This window comes from Sinimarinibacterium arenosum, assembly GCF_005047655.1.
Taxonomy (GTDB): domain Bacteria; phylum Pseudomonadota; class Gammaproteobacteria; order Nevskiales; family Nevskiaceae; genus Solimonas.
The window spans coordinates 253341-270459 of record NZ_SUKF01000007.1 but is presented as its reverse complement, the minus strand read 5'-3'; the positions used below and the strand labels follow the sequence as shown (position 1 = coordinate 270459).

At 63.4% G+C, this 17119-nt stretch carries 13 protein-coding genes; 5 read left to right on the top strand and 8 right to left on the bottom strand.

Annotation, left to right across the window (positions count from 1 at the left end; all coding sequences use genetic code 11):
• Positions 1 to 263 precede the first annotated feature (263 nt).
• The 3 genes from acs to E4T66_RS15505 all read left to right on the top strand — a co-directional run bounded on the left by acs (position 264) and on the right by E4T66_RS15505 (position 3916).
• Positions 264 to 2228 carry an acetate--CoA ligase gene (gene acs / locus E4T66_RS15515; protein ID WP_136849963.1) on the top strand — a complete coding sequence of 655 codons (1965 nt, stop codon included), beginning with the start codon at positions 264 to 266 and terminating at the stop codon, positions 2226 to 2228.
• A 117-nt stretch (positions 2229 to 2345) separates the two neighbouring features.
• Positions 2346 to 3095: an FHA domain-containing protein gene (locus E4T66_RS15510; protein WP_136849962.1), complete on the top strand. Its 750-nt coding sequence runs from the start codon at positions 2346 to 2348 to the stop codon at positions 3093 to 3095.
• Positions 3096 to 3244: 149 nt separating this feature from the next.
• Complete coding sequence (locus E4T66_RS15505; RefSeq protein ID WP_136849961.1) at positions 3245 to 3916, top strand: hypothetical protein; 672 nt, start codon at positions 3245 to 3247, stop codon at positions 3914 to 3916.
• Positions 3917 to 3956: 40 nt separating this feature from the next.
• Here E4T66_RS15505 and E4T66_RS15500 read toward each other — a convergent pair whose 3' ends face one another.
• The 8 genes from E4T66_RS15500 to tkt all read right to left on the bottom strand — a co-directional run bounded on the left by E4T66_RS15500 (position 3957) and on the right by tkt (position 11809).
• Positions 3957 to 4799: an AAA family ATPase gene (locus E4T66_RS15500; protein WP_211242973.1), complete on the bottom strand. Its 843-nt coding sequence runs from the start codon at positions 4797 to 4799 to the stop codon at positions 3957 to 3959.
• 34 nt (positions 4800 to 4833) lie between these two features.
• The gene (locus E4T66_RS15495; RefSeq protein ID WP_136849960.1) at positions 4834 to 5328 is read right to left on the bottom strand and encodes a TPM domain-containing protein; all 495 of its coding nucleotides are present in this window, start codon (positions 5326 to 5328) and stop codon (positions 4834 to 4836) included.
• A 1-nt stretch (position 5329) separates the two neighbouring features.
• Positions 5330 to 6166 carry a TPM domain-containing protein gene (locus tag E4T66_RS15490; RefSeq protein ID WP_248679737.1) on the bottom strand — a complete coding sequence of 279 codons (837 nt, stop codon included), beginning with the start codon at positions 6164 to 6166 and terminating at the stop codon, positions 5330 to 5332.
• A gap of 2 nt (positions 6167 to 6168) precedes the next feature.
• Entirely contained in the window at positions 6169 to 6765 is a 597-nt protein-coding gene (locus tag E4T66_RS15485; RefSeq protein WP_136849959.1) for a LemA family protein, read from the bottom strand.
• Between the two features lie 84 nt (positions 6766 to 6849).
• The gene (locus E4T66_RS15480) at positions 6850 to 7305 is read right to left on the bottom strand and encodes a hypothetical protein (RefSeq protein ID WP_136850035.1); all 456 of its coding nucleotides are present in this window, start codon (positions 7303 to 7305) and stop codon (positions 6850 to 6852) included.
• A gap of 161 nt (positions 7306 to 7466) precedes the next feature.
• Positions 7467 to 8642 carry a phosphoglycerate kinase gene (locus E4T66_RS15475; RefSeq protein WP_136849958.1) on the bottom strand — a complete coding sequence of 392 codons (1176 nt, stop codon included), beginning with the start codon at positions 8640 to 8642 and terminating at the stop codon, positions 7467 to 7469.
• Positions 8643 to 8717: 75 nt separating this feature from the next.
• Positions 8718 to 9722, bottom strand: coding sequence for a type I glyceraldehyde-3-phosphate dehydrogenase (gene gap / locus E4T66_RS15470; RefSeq protein WP_136849957.1), 1005 nt, complete (start codon positions 9720 to 9722; stop codon positions 8718 to 8720).
• Between the two features lie 89 nt (positions 9723 to 9811).
• On the bottom strand, positions 9812 to 11809 hold the full coding sequence (gene tkt, locus E4T66_RS15465) for a transketolase (RefSeq protein WP_136849956.1): 1998 nt from the start codon (positions 11807 to 11809) through the stop codon (positions 9812 to 9814).
• A gap of 277 nt (positions 11810 to 12086) precedes the next feature.
• Here tkt and E4T66_RS21610 point away from each other — a divergent pair, with 277 nt between their 5' ends.
• Both E4T66_RS21610 and E4T66_RS21605 read left to right on the top strand, forming a co-directional pair.
• Entirely contained in the window at positions 12087 to 14426 is a 2340-nt protein-coding gene (locus E4T66_RS21610) for a calcium-binding protein (protein ID WP_211242956.1), read from the top strand.
• A 287-nt stretch (positions 14427 to 14713) separates the two neighbouring features.
• Complete coding sequence (locus E4T66_RS21605; RefSeq protein ID WP_211242955.1) at positions 14714 to 17050, top strand: S8 family serine peptidase; 2337 nt, start codon at positions 14714 to 14716, stop codon at positions 17048 to 17050.
• Positions 17051 to 17119: the final 69 nt, after the last annotated feature.

Genomic DNA, 17119 nt, shown 5'->3' with positions numbered 1-17119 from the left:
CGGAACTCCTCCTTATTGTCGTTATTGGCACGTCAGGTATATCACCCTGTGTAAGCCATAGCTTACGTCGTGCAGATCCTTTTGCTTAATCACTAGTTTGCCGCCGAATTACAGTTCTCCCTGACCGGCATCATTGACAGCCCGGGCAATCTGCACCTGAAAATGGGTCCGCCACCGCCGGTGGACAATTGCATCGGCTGCGTGCCATAACCCCGCCCCTTACCGGCGATCTCGCGTCGCCCGAAAAGCCCGCGGAGGCAGCGATGAGTTCAGACAACATTCACTCCGTACTGACCGAAACGCGGCTGTTTGCACCACAGCCCGACTTCGTCGCACGGGCCAGACTCGACGCCGACGGACTCTCCGCTCTGCACGCTGCCGCCGCGGCAGATCATGTGGGCTTCTGGGCCGGTCTCGCACGCAAGGAGCTGGGCTGGCAGACCCCGTTCACTGAAGCGCTGGACTCGACACAGGCGCCGAATTACCGCTGGTTTGCGGATGGCCACCTGAATGTCTCGGCCAATTGCCTGGACCGCCACCTGGGGGCGCGCGGCGACAAGATCGCGATCCGTTTCGAGGGCGAACAGGGTGATGTCGCCACCTACACTTATCGGCAGCTGCATGGCGAAGTCTGCAAACTGGCCAATGCGCTGAAGTCGCTGGGCATCGGCCGAGGCGATCGCGTCGTGATCTACATGCCGATGGTGCCCGAGGCGGTGATGGCGATGCAGGCCTGCGCCCGCATCGGCGCGATCCACTCGGTCGTGTTCGGTGGCTTCTCCGCATCTTCGCTGAGAGACCGCATTGAGGACGCCGGCGCAAAACTACTGATCACCGCCGATGGCGGGCACCGTGCGGGTCACATCGTCGAGCTGAAGAAAGCTGCCGACGAAGCCCTTGCCGAGGGCTGTGCCACGATCAGCAAGGTGCTGGTGCTCAAGCGTACCGGGCACACCGTCAATCTCGACCCCGATCGAGACCTCTGGTGGCACACTCTGCTCGCCGAACAATCGGACCGCTGTGATCCGGAATGGGTGAGCGCCGAACATCCGCTGTTCCTGCTCTACACCTCCGGCTCCACCGGCAAACCCAAGGGCATCCAGCACTCCAGCGGCGGCTATCTGCTCGGCGCAACCGTCACCTGTCAGTGGGTGTTCGATCTGCGCGACGATGACGTGTTCTGGTGCACCGCAGACGTCGGCTGGATCACCGGCCACAGCTACGTGGCCTACGGCCCGCTGTCGAACGGCGCCACGATCCTGATGTATGAAGGCGCGCCAACCGTGCCGGACGCCGGGCGCTTCTGGAAGATCTGCCAGGACCACGGCGTGACGATCTTCTATACCGCGCCGACCGCCATTCGCGCACTGATGAAGCTCGGTGATGAATGGCCGGTGAAGTACGACCTGTCGAAACTGCGCCTGCTCGGCAGCGTCGGCGAGCCGATCAATCCCGAAGCCTGGATGTGGTACCACACCGCCATCGGCAAGCAGAAGCTGCCGATCGTCGACACCTGGTGGCAGACCGAGACCGGCAGCATCATGATCTCGCCCGTCCCCGGTGCGGTGCCGACCAAGCCGGGCTCCTGCACCAAGCCATTGCCCGGCATTGCGGTTGAAGTCGTCGATGAAAATGGCGAAGCCGTCGCCGACGCCAACATGGGGGGCTATCTGGTCATCACAAAACCGTGGCCATCGATGCTGCGAACGATCTGGAACGACAACGACCGCTACATCAAGACCTACTGGAGCCAGTTCCAGGGGCGTTGCTACGTCGCCGGCGATTCGGTCCACCGCGACGCCGACGGTTATCACTGGATCATGGGCCGGGTGGACGACGTCCTCAATGTATCGGGCCATCGCCTCGGCACGATGGAAGTCGAAAGCGCGCTGGTCGCACACCCGCGCGTTGCCGAAGCCGCAGTGGTGGGACGACCACACGAGATCAAGGGCGAATCAGTGTTCGCCTTCGTCGTCTGCAAGGGGCTCCGCCCAAGCGGTGACGAGGCCAGGCAGCTCACGCAGGAACTCCGCGACTGGGTTGCCAAGGACATCGGTGCGCTCGCCAGGCCTGACGACATTCGCTTCGCTGAAAACCTGCCGAAGACCCGCTCCGGCAAGATCATGCGGCGGCTACTGCGTTCGATCGCCAGGGACGAACAAATTACCCAGGACACCTCGACCCTCGAGAACCCGGGCATCGTCGAGCAACTCGCCCGCAAAGACTGACTGCGCGCGCAACCACCTGGCGACTTGCCCGAGGCGCTGCGCGCAAGAAACAATGCAGCAAGGCTCCGGCAGACTTGCTGCGTGCCGCATGTCAGAACTCGACCACGGACTGCCGGCATGGCCACGCTGCACGCACAGCTTGCGAATGAAATCAGCACCTGGGATATCGGCACGACCCCGCTGACCGTCGGCCGCCGACCCGATAATGCGATCACGCTGAATGACAGCTTCGTCTCCGGTCGTCATGCCCTGGTCGGGCGGGATGCCAATGGCCGCTGCTATGTCGAGGATCTCAAGAGCAGCAACGGTACGCTGCTCAACGGCAAGCGCGTCGAGCGGGCCTGGCTGCAGGATGGCGACATTGTCAGGATCGGCAATATTGATCTGCGCTTCGCCGGCGACGCCGCCGCCCCCGCTGCTCCGGTCAAACTTCCGGGCGCGCCGCCGGCCTCGTCATTCGATCCATCCGTCACCGCCGAAGCCGCGCTGCTCGATGAACTGGTCGGCTCGATCCGGACCCATCGCGAGCGCGAGCAACGCGACAGAGTCGAGAGTCAGGCGCGGCTGCGCAGCGAATGGGAACGGCTGCTGATTCTCGCCGAGCAACTGCGGCAGAAAGTCTCGACAGACCCGCGCGTCAAACATTTCGGCATCGACCGGCGCGCCGCCGACGTCATCATCCGCATGCAGCGCAGCCCCGACGCACCACAACAGATCATCACCCTGGCATTGCGACACCCGGACCACAGCGATCACGCGCTGTCCGGCATCTGGCTGCTGCGCACCGGTGAACCGGACCGGTGCCTGCCCGGCGCCCAGATCGTCGCGGCGGAACTGGTGCGCGAGCTCGCTTTCCTGCTCGCCTGAGCGCCGCGAGCCGGCGCGGCGCGGCCTTGGCACGTCATTTGCGCCAGTTTCCGCCTGTAGGCCCGGCGGTCCGGCTTCGCGATAGCGTCATCATCTGCACAGCATCATTCCGCCGGGGGGAATGACCCAAGCATTGTGCGGGCCTGTTGATGTCGAACCGATTGCTGAGCGTGATGATGGTCCTGCTGTGTGCGGTTTCACGCACCGCGGGCGCGCAGCTGGACGACCGCTTTGCCGACACCCTGCTGAGTGCCTACGTCGGCGTCCACGACGCACAGTTCGGCCCGCAGGCCGGCGACCTCGAGGCATCCGGCACTTCGTATGGACTGTCGAACCAGCTGGGCCTGCTGTCATGGCTGCGCCTGAGCCTCGGCTTCGACAGCATGCAAATTGAGCCGATCTCCGGCGGCGACGGTTACCGTCAGCAACGCGACAGCTATCGCGTGGGGCTGGCGCCCAGAATTGATGCGGGCCCCGCAACCCTGGCACTGTCGCTGGAAGCGATACGCCTCGACAGCGATGAATCAGGCGGGGCCTGGCAATATTTCGGCACGGGTCGCCGCTCGCGCAGTGGCTTCGGCATTGGCGGCTCGTCGGAATTCGATCTCGGTCAGGGCATCAGCGTCTACGGCGAAGCCACCGGCTACAGCCTCGATGATCTGGAGATTCTCGAAGCGATGATGCGCGTGTCGTACGCACTCGACCGCCGCGTTGCCGCCGGCATGTCCTTGTTCGTGCAAGGCTGCGAGCGTCAGTTCACCCGCGACCATGCCGAACTGCGCGAGCAGGACTTCCGCTTTGGCCTAAGTTATCGCTTCTGAGCGCCGCAACAGCGGGCAACGCTGCAAGCAGCAGCGGCGCTCAGTTCGAGCGCCGCGCCATGAACGCAATGCGCTCGAACAGATGAACGTCGGCTTCGTTCTTCAACAGTGCGCCGTAGAGCGGCGGCAGCGTTTTCTTGGTGCTGGCCTCGTGCAGCACGGCCGGATCGACATCCTCCGCCAGCAGCAGCTTGAGCCAGTCCAGCAGCTCCGACGTTGACGGCTTCTTCTTCAGACCCGGCAGTTCGCGCAGGCCGAAGAACACCTCCATCGCTTCCTTGACCAGATTCTTTTTTAGTTCCGGGAAGTGGACATCGACAATCTTCTGCATCGTCTCCTTGTCGGGAAAACGGATGTAGTGGAAGAAGCAGCGCCGCAGGAATGCGTCCGGCAGCTCCTTCTCATTGTTCGAAGTGATCAGGATAATTGGGCGCTGCTTCGCCTTGACCGTCTCCCGCGTCTCATAGACGTAGAACTCCATCTGATCCAGCTCGCGCAGCAGATCGTTGGGAAATTCGATATCGGCCTTGTCGATCTCATCGATCAGCAGCACCGGCTGTTGATCGGATTCGAACGCTTCCCACAGCTTGCCGCGCACGATGTAGTTGCGGATGTCCTTGACGCTCTCGTTGCCAAGCTGCGAATCACGCAGGCGCGACACCGCATCGTATTCGTACAGGCCGTGCTGCGCCTTGGTCGTCGACTTGATGGCCCAGTCGATGAAGGGCCGATTCAGCGCAGCGGCGATCTCGCGTGCCAGCTGGGTCTTTCCGGTGCCCGGCTCGCCCTTGACCAGCAAAGGCCGCTGCAGCGTCACGGCGGCATTCACTGCCACCATCAGATCGTCGGTCGCGACGTAGTTTTCGGTGCCTTCAAAGCGCACGGTCTGCCCCAGCAATGGAATTCAGCCCCGCAGTCTACAGAAGCGCGGGCGCATCCGGCAGTTCGTTGCCCACATCGGCAGCATCGGGCGGATGCCGCGCCAGAACCGCGGCGACTGCCTCGACGCCTGCGATCATGCCGTCGGCATAGTGCCCGTCGCGAAAGTGCGCCTCGATCACGCGACAGCATGCTTCCCATTCCGATGCCGCAACGCGTCCACCGGCCACGCCGCGATCCGCCACGATCTCGACATCGCGATCCGCCAGCAGCACGTAGATCAGCACACCGTTGTTGTGCTCGGTATCCCAGACACGCAGCTGCGAGAACACATCGAGCGCGCGTTCACGCGCGCTGCGTCGCTGCAGCAACGCATCAAGCGGCAGCGCGGCCTCGACCGCAACACGGATCTCGCCGGCGTGTCGCTGCTCGCAGGCTTTGACACCCGCTTCGATGCGCGCCAGCACGGCGTCAGAGAAACAACGGCGAAGCTGCCAACGCCCGGTCCAGAGATGTTTTAGTAAGCGTTGCATATCACCAGCGTCCAGAAGCCCCACCGCCGCCAAAGCTGCCGCCGCCGCCACTGAACCCGCCGCCGCCAAAGCTGCCGCTGCCGAAGCCGCCGCCACCGCCGGAGCGCCAGCCGCCGCCAACCGTTCCCATCACGGTAAACAGAAAGCCCAGGACCGCCAGCAACACTCCGATGACCCAGACGCCGCTGATCGACCACGCGATCAGTCCCAGGCCGAGGCCGACCAGGCCTCCGGCCAGCAATCGTCCGAATATCGCACGCAGGACCTGCCCGATCATGACTGCAACGATCACCAGAAAGCCCAGGGGCTCAAGACGCCGCGACATCTCCGCCCCCTGGCGCGGACGTGGAGCAGGCAGCGCTTCCCCGTTGATCAGACCGGTCAGCTGTTCGACGCCCGCGTCGACACCCCCGGCGAAATCGCCGTCCTTGAATCGCGGCACGATGATTTCGTCTATCACGCGATTGGCGACCGCATCCGGAATCACGCCTTCGAGGCCGTACCCCACCTCGATCCGCAGCGCACGATCATTCTTGGCAATCAGCAGCAGCACGCCGTCATCGACCCCCTTGCGCCCCAGCTTCCAGCGCTCGGCAACACGCAAGGCGTACTGCTCCACCGTTTCCGGCTGTGTCGTCGGCACCATCAACACCGCAAGCTGGCTGCCCTTTGCGGCCTCCAGTGCCGCCAGTCGGTCCGACAGACTGCGCTGCTGCTCAGGCGACAGCGTCCCAGTCAGATCGGTCACTCGCGCAACCGGCGGGACCGCAAGCTCGGCCCACGCCCATACCGGCAGCAGAACCAGGCAGAGCGTCAGCAGTCGCGCGCACCACCGCACGCTCAGTTCCCCGCGCCGAAGTCCACCTTGGGCGGCTCTGCGATCGCCTTCTCATTCTCGACCGTGAAGCTCGGCTTGATCTGCATGCCGAACATCTTCGCGGTCAGATTGCTCGGAAACGAGCGTACCGTGGTGTTGTAGGTTTGCACCGCCTGGATGTAGCGGTTACGCGCGACGGTGATGCGGTTCTCCGTGCCTTCGAGCTGCGCCTGCAGATCGCGGAACAATCCATCCGCCTTCAGCTGGGGATAGTTCTCGCTGACCACCAGCAGACGCGACAGCGCTGACGACAGTTCGCCCTGTGCGGCAGCAAACTGCTTGAGCTGGCTCTCGTCGTTGAAGCTGTCCGCGCTGACATTGACCTGCCCCACACGCGCACGGGCGTTGGTCACTTCAGTCAGAACGTTTTCCTCATGCGCGGCATAGCCTTTGACCGTCGCCACCAGATTCGGAACCAGATCCGCGCGGCGCTGATACTGGTTGAGCACCTCGGCCCACGCCGCCTTGATCTGTTCATCCTGCTGCTGCAGCGCGTTGTAGCCGCAGCCGCTGAGCAGCAGCACCAGACAAGCAACGGCAATGCGGGACATGACTTTCATCGAGCGCCTCCCAGGCGATACGTCAAAAATAAAGGCGCCGCGCCTGAATTCAAGCGGCGGCGCCTCGGCTGCATCAGCGCTGATTTATGGCAGCGTAACAACCGTACCTCGCAGGGCAACACCGGCCATGACTTTGCCTGCACCACATTCATATTCAGTTGCGCTCTTGAACTCGTCGTTCTTGTAGACGCTATGGATGTCGACCACGGCATTGCCGCCTTCGCGCTTGGCGCGGTCCTGCAGCGCAATCATTGCCGACAGGAACGTCCATTCGCAGGCTTCCTTGTCAGACTTGTTGAAGGCATTGGTTTTCTTGTTCGACGTAAAGGTGCCGAACGTCTGTTTCGCGGCTGGCGCAGTCTGGCCCGAGAAGAAGAACTTTACCGATCCATCGAGCTTGCCCTGTGCGGCTGGCGCCGACATCGCATCAGCGATCGGAAACGTGAGCTTGTCATCACGCGCGGCTGCCGGTTGCGCCATTGCAAATGCAGTCGCGGCCACGACCATCGTCAACATGCTTTTGCTGAACATCCCTTTCATCTGCATCTCCTGATTCATCGTCGAGTGGGTGCTGATACCGCTTGCCTGATGGGCATCCATTCTGCCCCTGCGCCGCGGCGCTGGACAGTACCAACAAAAAGGCGGGCCCAGAGGCCCGCCGCAACCCTAATGGAATTTAGCTTGCGCAAGTATGAACACGATCACGCCGCACGTGCAGTCAGCGCAGCTACCGCGGGCAAGGTCTTGCCTTCGAGAAATTCGAGAAACGCGCCGCCGCCGGTCGAGATGTAACCAATCTTGTCCGCAATTCCAAACTTGTCGATCGCCGCCAGGGTATCGCCACCGCCCGCCAGCGAAAACGCATCGCTTTCGGCAATCGCCGCTGCCAGCGCGCGGGTTCCGGCGGCAAAGGCGTCGTATTCGAATACGCCGACCGGTCCGTTCCAGACGATGGTCCCGGCGCTCTTCAGCTGCGCGGCCAGTTTGGCACGGGTCTTGGGGCCGATATCCAGAATCATCTCGTCGTCGTGAATGTCGCCGACGGCGCGGACTTCGGCACGTGCCTCGACCGAAATCTCGGTCGCGACAACGACGTCTTCCGGCAACGGAATGTCGCCCCCGCGCGCCTGGATCTTGGCCCGAATTTCCCGCGCAGTATCGAGCATGTCCATCTCGCACAGCGATTTACCGACCTTGAACCCGGCCGCCGCCAGGAAGGTGTTCGCAATCCCGCCGCCGATGATCAGCTGGTCCGCGTTGTCGGCCAGATTGTTCAGCAGTTCCAGCTTGGTTGAAACCTTGCTGCCGCCGACGATCACTGCCAGCGGACGTTTCGGGCTTGCCAGCGCCTTGCCCAAGGCATCCAGTTCCGCTGCAAGCAGCGGGCCGGCGCAGGCCACCGGCGCGAAGCGCGCGACGCCATGGGTCGACGCCTCAGCGCGGTGTGCGGTACCGAAGGCATCCATCACATAGATATCGCACAGCGCCGCCATCTTTCTCGACAGCGCCTCATCGTCCTGCTTTTCGCCGACCAGGAAGCGGGTGTTCTCGCCCAAGGCGATCTGCCCCGGCTCCAGGCTGACGCCGTCGATCCAGTTGCTGACCAGCGGCACGGTCCGTTCCAGCGCCTCGGACAGCCACGCCGCGACTAATGTCAGCGACGCGTCGGGATCGAGCTTGCCGGCTTTCGGACGCCCGAGGTGCGACACCACCAGGACCGACGCGCCGCGCTCCAGCGCCAGCTTCAACGTCGGCAGTGACGCCCGCAGGCGTGCATCAGAAGTGATGCGCCCATTGTGGATCGGCACATTCAGATCCTGACGGATCAGCAGACGCTTGCCGGCAAGGTCAAGCTCAGACATGCGCAGGACATTCATGACAGTACTCCGTTGCAAATTCCCAGAAAGCGAAAAGCCCCGTTCAGACGGGGCTTTTCGGATTGTGTACGCCGTTTACTTGGCGGCCACCACGCGCACCATTTCCAGGCACTTGTTGGAGTAGCCCCATTCGTTGTCGTACCAGCTCACCAGCTTGACGAACGTGGTGTCGAGCTGGATGCCGGCGTCGGCGTCGAAGATCGAGGTCCGTGCATCGCCGCGGAAGTCGGTCGCCACCACCTTGTCTTCGGTGTAGCCCAGCACGCCCTTGAGCGCGCCCTCGCTCTGCGCCTTCATTTCGGCGCAGATCTCGGCGTAGGTTGCCGGTTTCTCAAGCTCTGCGGTCAGATCCACCACCGAGACGTCGGACGTCGGCACGCGGAACGACATGCCGGTCAGCTTCTTGTTCAGTTCCGGAATCACTACGCCAACGGCCTTGGCCGCACCGGTGCTGGACGGAATGATGTTCTCAAGGATGCCGCGACCACCGCGCCAATCCTTGTGGCTCGGGCCATCGACCGTCTTCTGCGTCGCCGTGGTGGCGTGCACCGTGGTCATCAGGCCGCGCTTGATGCCCCACTTGTCATTGATGACCTTGGCCAGCGGCGCAAGGCAGTTGGTGGTGCATGAGGCGTTGGAGATGATGGCCTGACCGGCGTAGGTCTTGTCGTTGACGCCGTAGACGAACATCGGCGTGTCGTCCTTGGACGGCGCCGACAGGATCACTTTCTTGGCGCCCGCATCGAGATGCTTCTGTGCCGAGGTCTTGTCGAGGAACAGGCCGGTCGATTCGATCACGATGTCGGCGCCGACTTCGCCCCACTTGAGGTTGGCCGGATCGCGTTCCTGGGTCAGACGGATCTTCTTGCCGTTGACTACCAGCGCACCGCCGTCGACAGCCACGTCTCCCTTGAAATGACCATGCACCGAATCGTACTTCAGCATGTAGGCGAGGTAGTCCGGGTCCAGCAGATCGTTGATCGCGACAATTTCGATGTCGCTGCCGAAGTTCTGCACCGCGGCACGCAACACGTTGCGACCGATACGGCCGAAGCCATTGATACCTACCTTGACTGCCATTTCCACGTTCTCCGGACTCGTGCGACGACCTTCGTCGCGGGATTTTCTCAACGGCTGGATGCCGCTCAAATCATGAATTGCCCAGCATTTTACCCGAGCAGGCGCTTCGCCCGGACCAGAATTTGGTCGCAGGTAAAGCCGAAGTGCTTGAACACCGCACTCGCGGGCGCGGATTCGCCGAAGCTGTCGACGCCGACAACATCGCCATCCAGACCGACAAAAGCACGCCAGTACAGCGACACACCCGCCTCGATCGCCAGGCGCTTGCGCAGCGCCGGTGGCAGCACAGCGTCGCGGTACGCCGCGTCCTGCGCCATGAACTGTTCAGCACAGGGCATCGACACCACGCGAACCGCACGCCCTTCGGCAGCCAAGGCCTTGGCCACTTCCATCGCCAGCTGAACTTCGGACCCCGTGGCAATGATCGCCAGCTCCGGCACGTCGCCGGACTGCCACAGCACGTACCCGCCGCGGCGGGCATCCTGCAAATGGGACTGCGGGTGCTCCTGCGGCTGCAGGTTCTGACGCGACAGTGCCAGCGCGCTCGGACCGTCACGACGCTCGATGGCCGAAGTCCATGCCACCGCGGTCTCGAAGGCATCCGCCGGGCGCCACAACCGCATATTCGGAATCAGACGCAGCGACGACACGTGCTCGACCGCCTGATGCGTCGGACCGTCTTCACCCAGGCCGATCGAGTCATGCGTCAGCACAAAGATGCTGCGCAGCTTCATCAGCGCAGCCATGCGCAGCGCGTTGCGCGCGTAGTCCGAGAACACCAGGAAGGTGCCGCCGAACGGAATCAGACCGCCGTGCAGGGCGACGCCATTCATGATGGCCGACATGCCGAACTCACGCACACCGTAGTTCACATAGTTGCCGTCCAGCGCGCCATGGCGCAGGGACTTGTGACCCTTGAAATCGGTGCAGTTGGACTCGCCCAGGTCGGCCGATCCGCCGAACAGTTCCGGCAGCTGCGCCGCAATGGCCTCGATCGCGGCCTTCGACGACTTGCGCGTCGCCACCGGCTTGTCGGCCTTTGCGGTTTCGGCCAGCAACGCCTCCACCGCGGCGCTCCAGTCGCCCGGCAGCTCGCTGCGCAGGCGCCGTTTGAATTCCGCCGCATCCTGCGGATAGGCCGCCGCATAGGCGTCGAAGGCCTGCGTCCATGCCTGCTCACGCGCCTGGCCGGCGTTGCGCGCATCCCAGCCTGCACGAATTTCGGCCGGAATCTCGAACGGTCCGTAGGGCCAGCCGAGCTTCTCGCGCGCCAGCGCGATTTCGGCGTCACCCAGCGGGGCGCCATGGCACTTTTCCTTGCCCTGCAGATTCGGCGAACCGAATCCGATGACCGTCTTGCAGCAGATCAGCGTCGGCTTGTCAGTTGATGCCTTTGCCGTTTCGATCGCCGTCTTGATCTCGGCGGCGTTGTGTCCGTCAACATTGCGGACCACCTGCCAGCCGTAGGCCTCGAAGCGCGCCGGGGTGTCGTCGCCAAACCAGCCATCGACTTCGCCATCGATCGAGATGTTGTTGTCGTCGTACAGCACCACCAGCTTGTTCAGCCCCAGGGTGCCTGCCAGCGAGCAGGCCTCGTGCGAGATGCCCTCCATCAGGCAGCCGTCACCCACGAACACATAGGTGTAGTGATCGACAATCCGATGACCGTCACGGTTGAACCGCGAAGCCAGCGCGGCCTCTGCGATTGCCATGCCGACCGCATTGCCCAGCCCCTGACCCAGCGGTCCGGTCGTGGTTTCCACGCCCGGCGTCATGCCGTATTCGGGATGTCCCGGCGTTTTCGAATGCATCTGCCGGAAATTCTGCAGCTCCTGCATAGGCAGGTCGTAGCCGCTCAGATTCAGCAGCGAGTACAGCAGCATCGATCCATGGCCGTTGGACACCACGAACCGATCACGGTTGACCCACGCCGGATTCGCCGGATTGTGGCTGAGGAAGTCGTTCCACAGGACTTCAGCGATATCGGCCATGCCCATGGGCATACCCGGATGACCGGAATTGGCTTTCTGAACGGCATCCATCGCAAGGGCGCGGATGGCGTTGGCCAGCTCGAAACGGGTTGGCATGGGGTCACCAATGGGGATTTTTGGGGCCAGTATTGTCGGGTTTTTACCGCCGACCAGCAAGAAAAGCCCCGTTCCCTGCATTCTCGCGACCCGGAACGCGTGCCCGAAACGGAGTCGGCGCTCATGGCGCACACCGTCCCGTTTGCACTGAGACGCGCACCTCAGTTGCCCGCCGATTTAACGTTGACCCGGTCAAACGGCACAGCGCATAGTCCCAGACGTATCACACGCCGCCACGAGCGGACCTTCAGCGAACCCCAACGTAAGGAGAAACGGCATGCACCACCGCCCCTGGATGCACCGTGTCCGACTTTTGACCGCCATCGGAACCGCATCAGTGCTTGGTGTCGCGGGCCTCGCAGCAATCGAGACCGCCGACGCCCAGGGTGTCGCTGCCAGCAAGTCAGCGTCGCCGCTCAGTGCCGATTCACTGCGCGCTGCCTCACTGCGCGCAATGTCCGACATGGATTTCGCACAGGAAACGCCGCTATCGGCGAACCCCTATACCGCAAACCTGCCAGCGGGCACTGAAGCAGACTACGCATACTGGAACGAAGCATTGCGTCGCCGGGGCATCCAGCGCATGTCCGGCATGATGGCGAGCCCCGCGTTGATCAGCGTGACCGAATCCGAGCCCAACGACACACAGGGCACAGCCGACTTCATCAGTGGTTTCGGAACCGGCACAGGCGACGATTCGCAGGCCAACATCTCGGGTTCGATTTCGCCCGCCTCCGAAACCGACTTTTATTCAGTCGATCTGGACGCCGGCGATATCCTCGGCGTAACCAGCACTTCAGCCGCCGCGCGCGTCGCCATCCTCGACCCGAGTGGTACCGTTCTGCACGATTCGAATCAGGACGCCAGTGGCCTGTATGCGCCGGGATCGCCACTCCCCGGCGGCCAGTCGCGGGTTGCCGCCACGGTTGCGGCCACCACCGGTACCTACGCTGTCCGCTTCGCCGGCGGCTCGGGCGCCTACTCGGGACAGCTGCGCGTGTTCCGTCCCGCGCTGGAATCCGCGCCCCCCCCGGGCACCAAGCAGATCCTGTTCCTCGATTTCAACGGCGCCACCATCAACGCCAGCTCTCTGTTCGGCAGTGGCAACAATCCGGCAACGCTGTCACCTCTGTCATCGTTCATGGGCAACTGGAACTGGGGCGGCGGGCCATCCGATGAGAACACGCTGATTAACGGCGTCATCGCCGTAGTCAATGAGACGCTGCGCACCGACCTGCAGAGCGCCAGCACCAATCCAGCAACGGATATCCAGATTCTCAACAGTCGGGATGACGCCGATCCGGTCGGCAATGCCAATGTCAGCCACATGATCATCGGCGGCACGATTTCCGAACTGGGGATCAGCACGCTCGGCATCGCGTCCGCGATCGACGTCGGCAACTTCGGCACCACGGACACCGCGGTCGTGCTGCTGGATCTGCTCAGTGCGCCCTCCGGCGCGGACTCCGCCAACAGCGTGCCGCTTGCCGGTAGCGCCACGCGCATGGACGCAGTGGTCAACGTCATCGGGAATATCGTCGCGCACGAAGCGGCGCATTTTCTCGGTAACTACCACACCGAGAATGGCAACCTGCTGAATACGACCATCGACCGCGGTGGCAACGGTGTTCTCGACGAGTCCGGCGCCGGCCCTGACGGCACACTCGGCACCGCCGACGATGAAGACATCGATCTGGTGCCAGACGTGTTCACCTCGGCGGAAGGATTCCTTGGAACGGAAGACGAAACCAACATCACTGCATTTGGCTTATCGGTTGCGCCAGGCGCCACGCCTACGCCCACCCCAACACCCACGCCTACGCCGACGCCGACGCCCACCCCAACACCCACGCCGACGCCGACGCCTGTCCCTAGCGCCTGTGTGCCGGGACCGACCGACAACGTCATCGATCAGCGCATGGCCGGGGCCGGGCTCACGATCGTTGGCCTGGATGGTGTGCGCAACGTGATCTACGGCACTCCGTACGCCGATTCGATTAGCGGCGGCAACATGGGTGACTGCATCGACGGCGGGGGCGGAAATGACCGCATCAACGGTCGCGGCGGCGACGACACCTTGATCGGCGGCGACGATGCCGATTACACAATCGGCGGCCCGGGTTACGACCAGTGTGATGGCGAGCAGCAAATCAGCTGCGAGGACAGCATGCCGCCGCCGAGTCCGACACCGACACCGAGCCCCACCCCGACACCGAGTCCCACACCGACGCCGACTCCGAGTCCCACCCCGACCCCGACCCCGACCCCGACCCCGACCCCGAGTCCTACACCGACGCCGACACCGATGCCCAGCATCTGCGTCGCTGGGCCCTTCGATCACGTCATCGACAACCGCGCAGCGGGGGCCGGAAGCACGATCGTGGGCTTGAACGGTGTGCGCAATGTGATCTTCGGCTCCGATTACGCCGATTCGATCAGTGGGGGCGACCTGGGCGATTGCATTGACGGCGGCGGCGGCAACGACCGCATCAATGGTCGCGGTGGTGACGACGTCCTGATCGGCGGCGGCGACAAGGACACGGTCATCGGCAGCACAGGCTACGACCAGTGCGAAGGTGAATCCCTGTATAGCTGCGAGACCAGCATCGAGCACTGAGGGACACCGGCAGCCTCGCCGCTGCCGGTGCAACTGTCACGCTTCTTCGAACGGCCCTTCGGGGCCGTTTTTTACTTCACCACGCTTTGGATGAATTGCGAAGGCACCGTGCGGAGATACCATCCGCACTCGATCAGCCAAAGAGGCGGTTGACCTTTTATTTCCGACGAACGGAAATCGACCGCTTGCATCTAAATGGTAGTCTGAACTTTCCACCTAGGGGACAGGCACCACAAGATCGGCTTGGTCGCTCTTCTGATGCCTTTCGGCACGAAAGGAGAGACATCATGAATTTTCGCTTGATCGCCAGCGGCTGTGTGGTCGCGGCAATGGCCGGACTGGCCAGCTCTGTCGCCCTTGCCGGAGGACCGCCAGGACAGGCGCTCCAGAGCGCCGGGGCAACCCAGGCGCAGTCCCTGCGCATCATCATCGGATCCGGCGCCGCTGCCAACGAGTCGTTCAACGCACAGGCCGCACTCGCACGCGCGGACATCATCTTGACCGACCTGGGTCTGCAGCAGAGCGTCACGCTGCGGCCGATTCGCCGGCTCGCCACCGGCGCCGATTTGTACCGCATGGACCTGACGTCGACCGCGATGGACGCCATGGGCGTCATTGCCGAGATTAGCAAGCATCCATTGGTTCAGTACGCCGAACCGGACCGCATGTTGCAGATCCAGTTCGTCCCGAATGACCCGTCCTATTCGAGTCAATGGCACTACTTTGAAGCCACGGCAGGCATCAATCTGCCGGCGGCCTGGGATCTCGCGACGGGCACAGGGGCGACCGCAGCGGTGCTCGACACCGGATACCGCCCGCACGTTGATCTGGTTGGCCCGCCGGCGCCGAATGCGCCTGCTGCGGCCATCACGTCCCGTACCGTGGAAGGTTATGACTTCATCATCGATACAGCAGTATCCAACGACGGCGACGGCCGCGATGCCGATGCATCAGACCCCGGGGATTGGGTTGCGGCCAACGAGTGCTATTCGGGCAGCTCGCAGTCGGACAGCAGCTGGCACGGCACGCACGTGTCCGGCACCATCGCCGCGCTGACCGACAACGGGGTCGGCGTTGCCGGCATCGCCTATAACGCAACCCTGATCGTCGGGCGCGTGCTCGGCAAGTGTGGCGGCTATACCTCAGACATCGCTGACGCCATCATTTGGGCTGCCGGCGGCACCGTGTCCGGAGTCCCGGTCGTCAGCACGCCGGCAGACGTCATCAACATGAGTCTGGGCGGCCAACACAGCTGCGATGTCACGACGCAGAACGCGATCAACACCGCACGCGGCCTGGGCGCAGCAGTTGTAGTCTCAGCAGGCAATTCCAACCTGGACGCCTCTGGATTTTCACCGGCCAGCTGCTCCGGTGTCATCAATGTGGGCTCCGTTGGGCGTAACGGCGCGCGCGCTTACTACAGCAACTACGGCACAACGGTTGACGTTGCGGCGCCCGGCGGATCCTACGCCGGCACGGAAACGGACTTGGTCCTGTCCACGCTCAACGGCGGCACGACAGTACCCGGAGCCGACATATATGCTTGGTATCAGGGCACCAGCATGGCTGCACCGCACGTGTCGGGTATTGCCGCCTTGATGCGCAGCGTGCGCGCTGACATCACGCCGGACCAGATCGAGTGCGTGCTGAAAGACACCGTCAAGGCGTTCCCGTCCCCGCCGGATCAGCTGATCGGTAGCGGCATCGTTGACGCCAATGCAGCGGTATCGGCAGCAATCAACGGCTCCGTCACCTGCATGCTGGCGCCCAGCCCGACGCCAACGCCCACACCGACCCCAAGCCCGACGCCGACCCCGACCCCGACCCCGACACCCTCGGGCACACCGACGCCCACTCCGACTCCGACTCCAACGCCGACTCCGGTACCCACACCAACACCCAGTGTTTGCGTGCCCGGTCCGTTCGATAACGTGATCGATCAGCGCAGCGCCGGTGCCGGTCTGACAATCGTCGGCCTGGACGGCGTCCGCAACGTCATCTACGGCACGCCGTACGCCGATTCGATCAGCGGCGGCAACATGGGTGATTGCATCGACGGCGGGGGTGGCAACGATCGCATTAACGGACGCGGTGGTGACGATACCTTGGTTGGCGGCGATGCTGCCGACTACACGATCGGCGGCACCGGATATGATCAGTGCGATGGCGAGCAGCAGATCAGCTGCGAGGACAGCATGCCGCCGCCGAGTCCCACACCGACGCCGACGCCGACGGTCACGCCAACACCGACGCCAACACCGACGCCAACACCGACGGCAACACCGACGGCAACGCCGACGCCGACGCCAACACCCACCAGCGCTTGCGTCGCGGGGCCGTATGACAATGTCATTGATCAGCGCAGCGCGGGCGCCGGCCTGACGATCGTTGGCCTGGATGGCGTGCGCAACGTCATATATGGCTCTCCCTATGCCGATTCGATCAGCGGCGGCAGCATGGGCGATTGCATCGACGGCGGCGGCGGCAACGACCGCATCAACGGCCGCGCCGGTGACGATGTTCTGATTGGCGGCGATGGCACCGATGCGGTCATCGGCAGCACCGGCTACGATCAGTGCAGTGGCGAGAACCTGTACGGCTGCGAGGCGGGCGTGCCGTACTGAGGCACACACTACGTCGACGTTGGCGGCGTCGACTTAATTGCGACTTGTTTTGGGCGGCCCTTCGGGGCC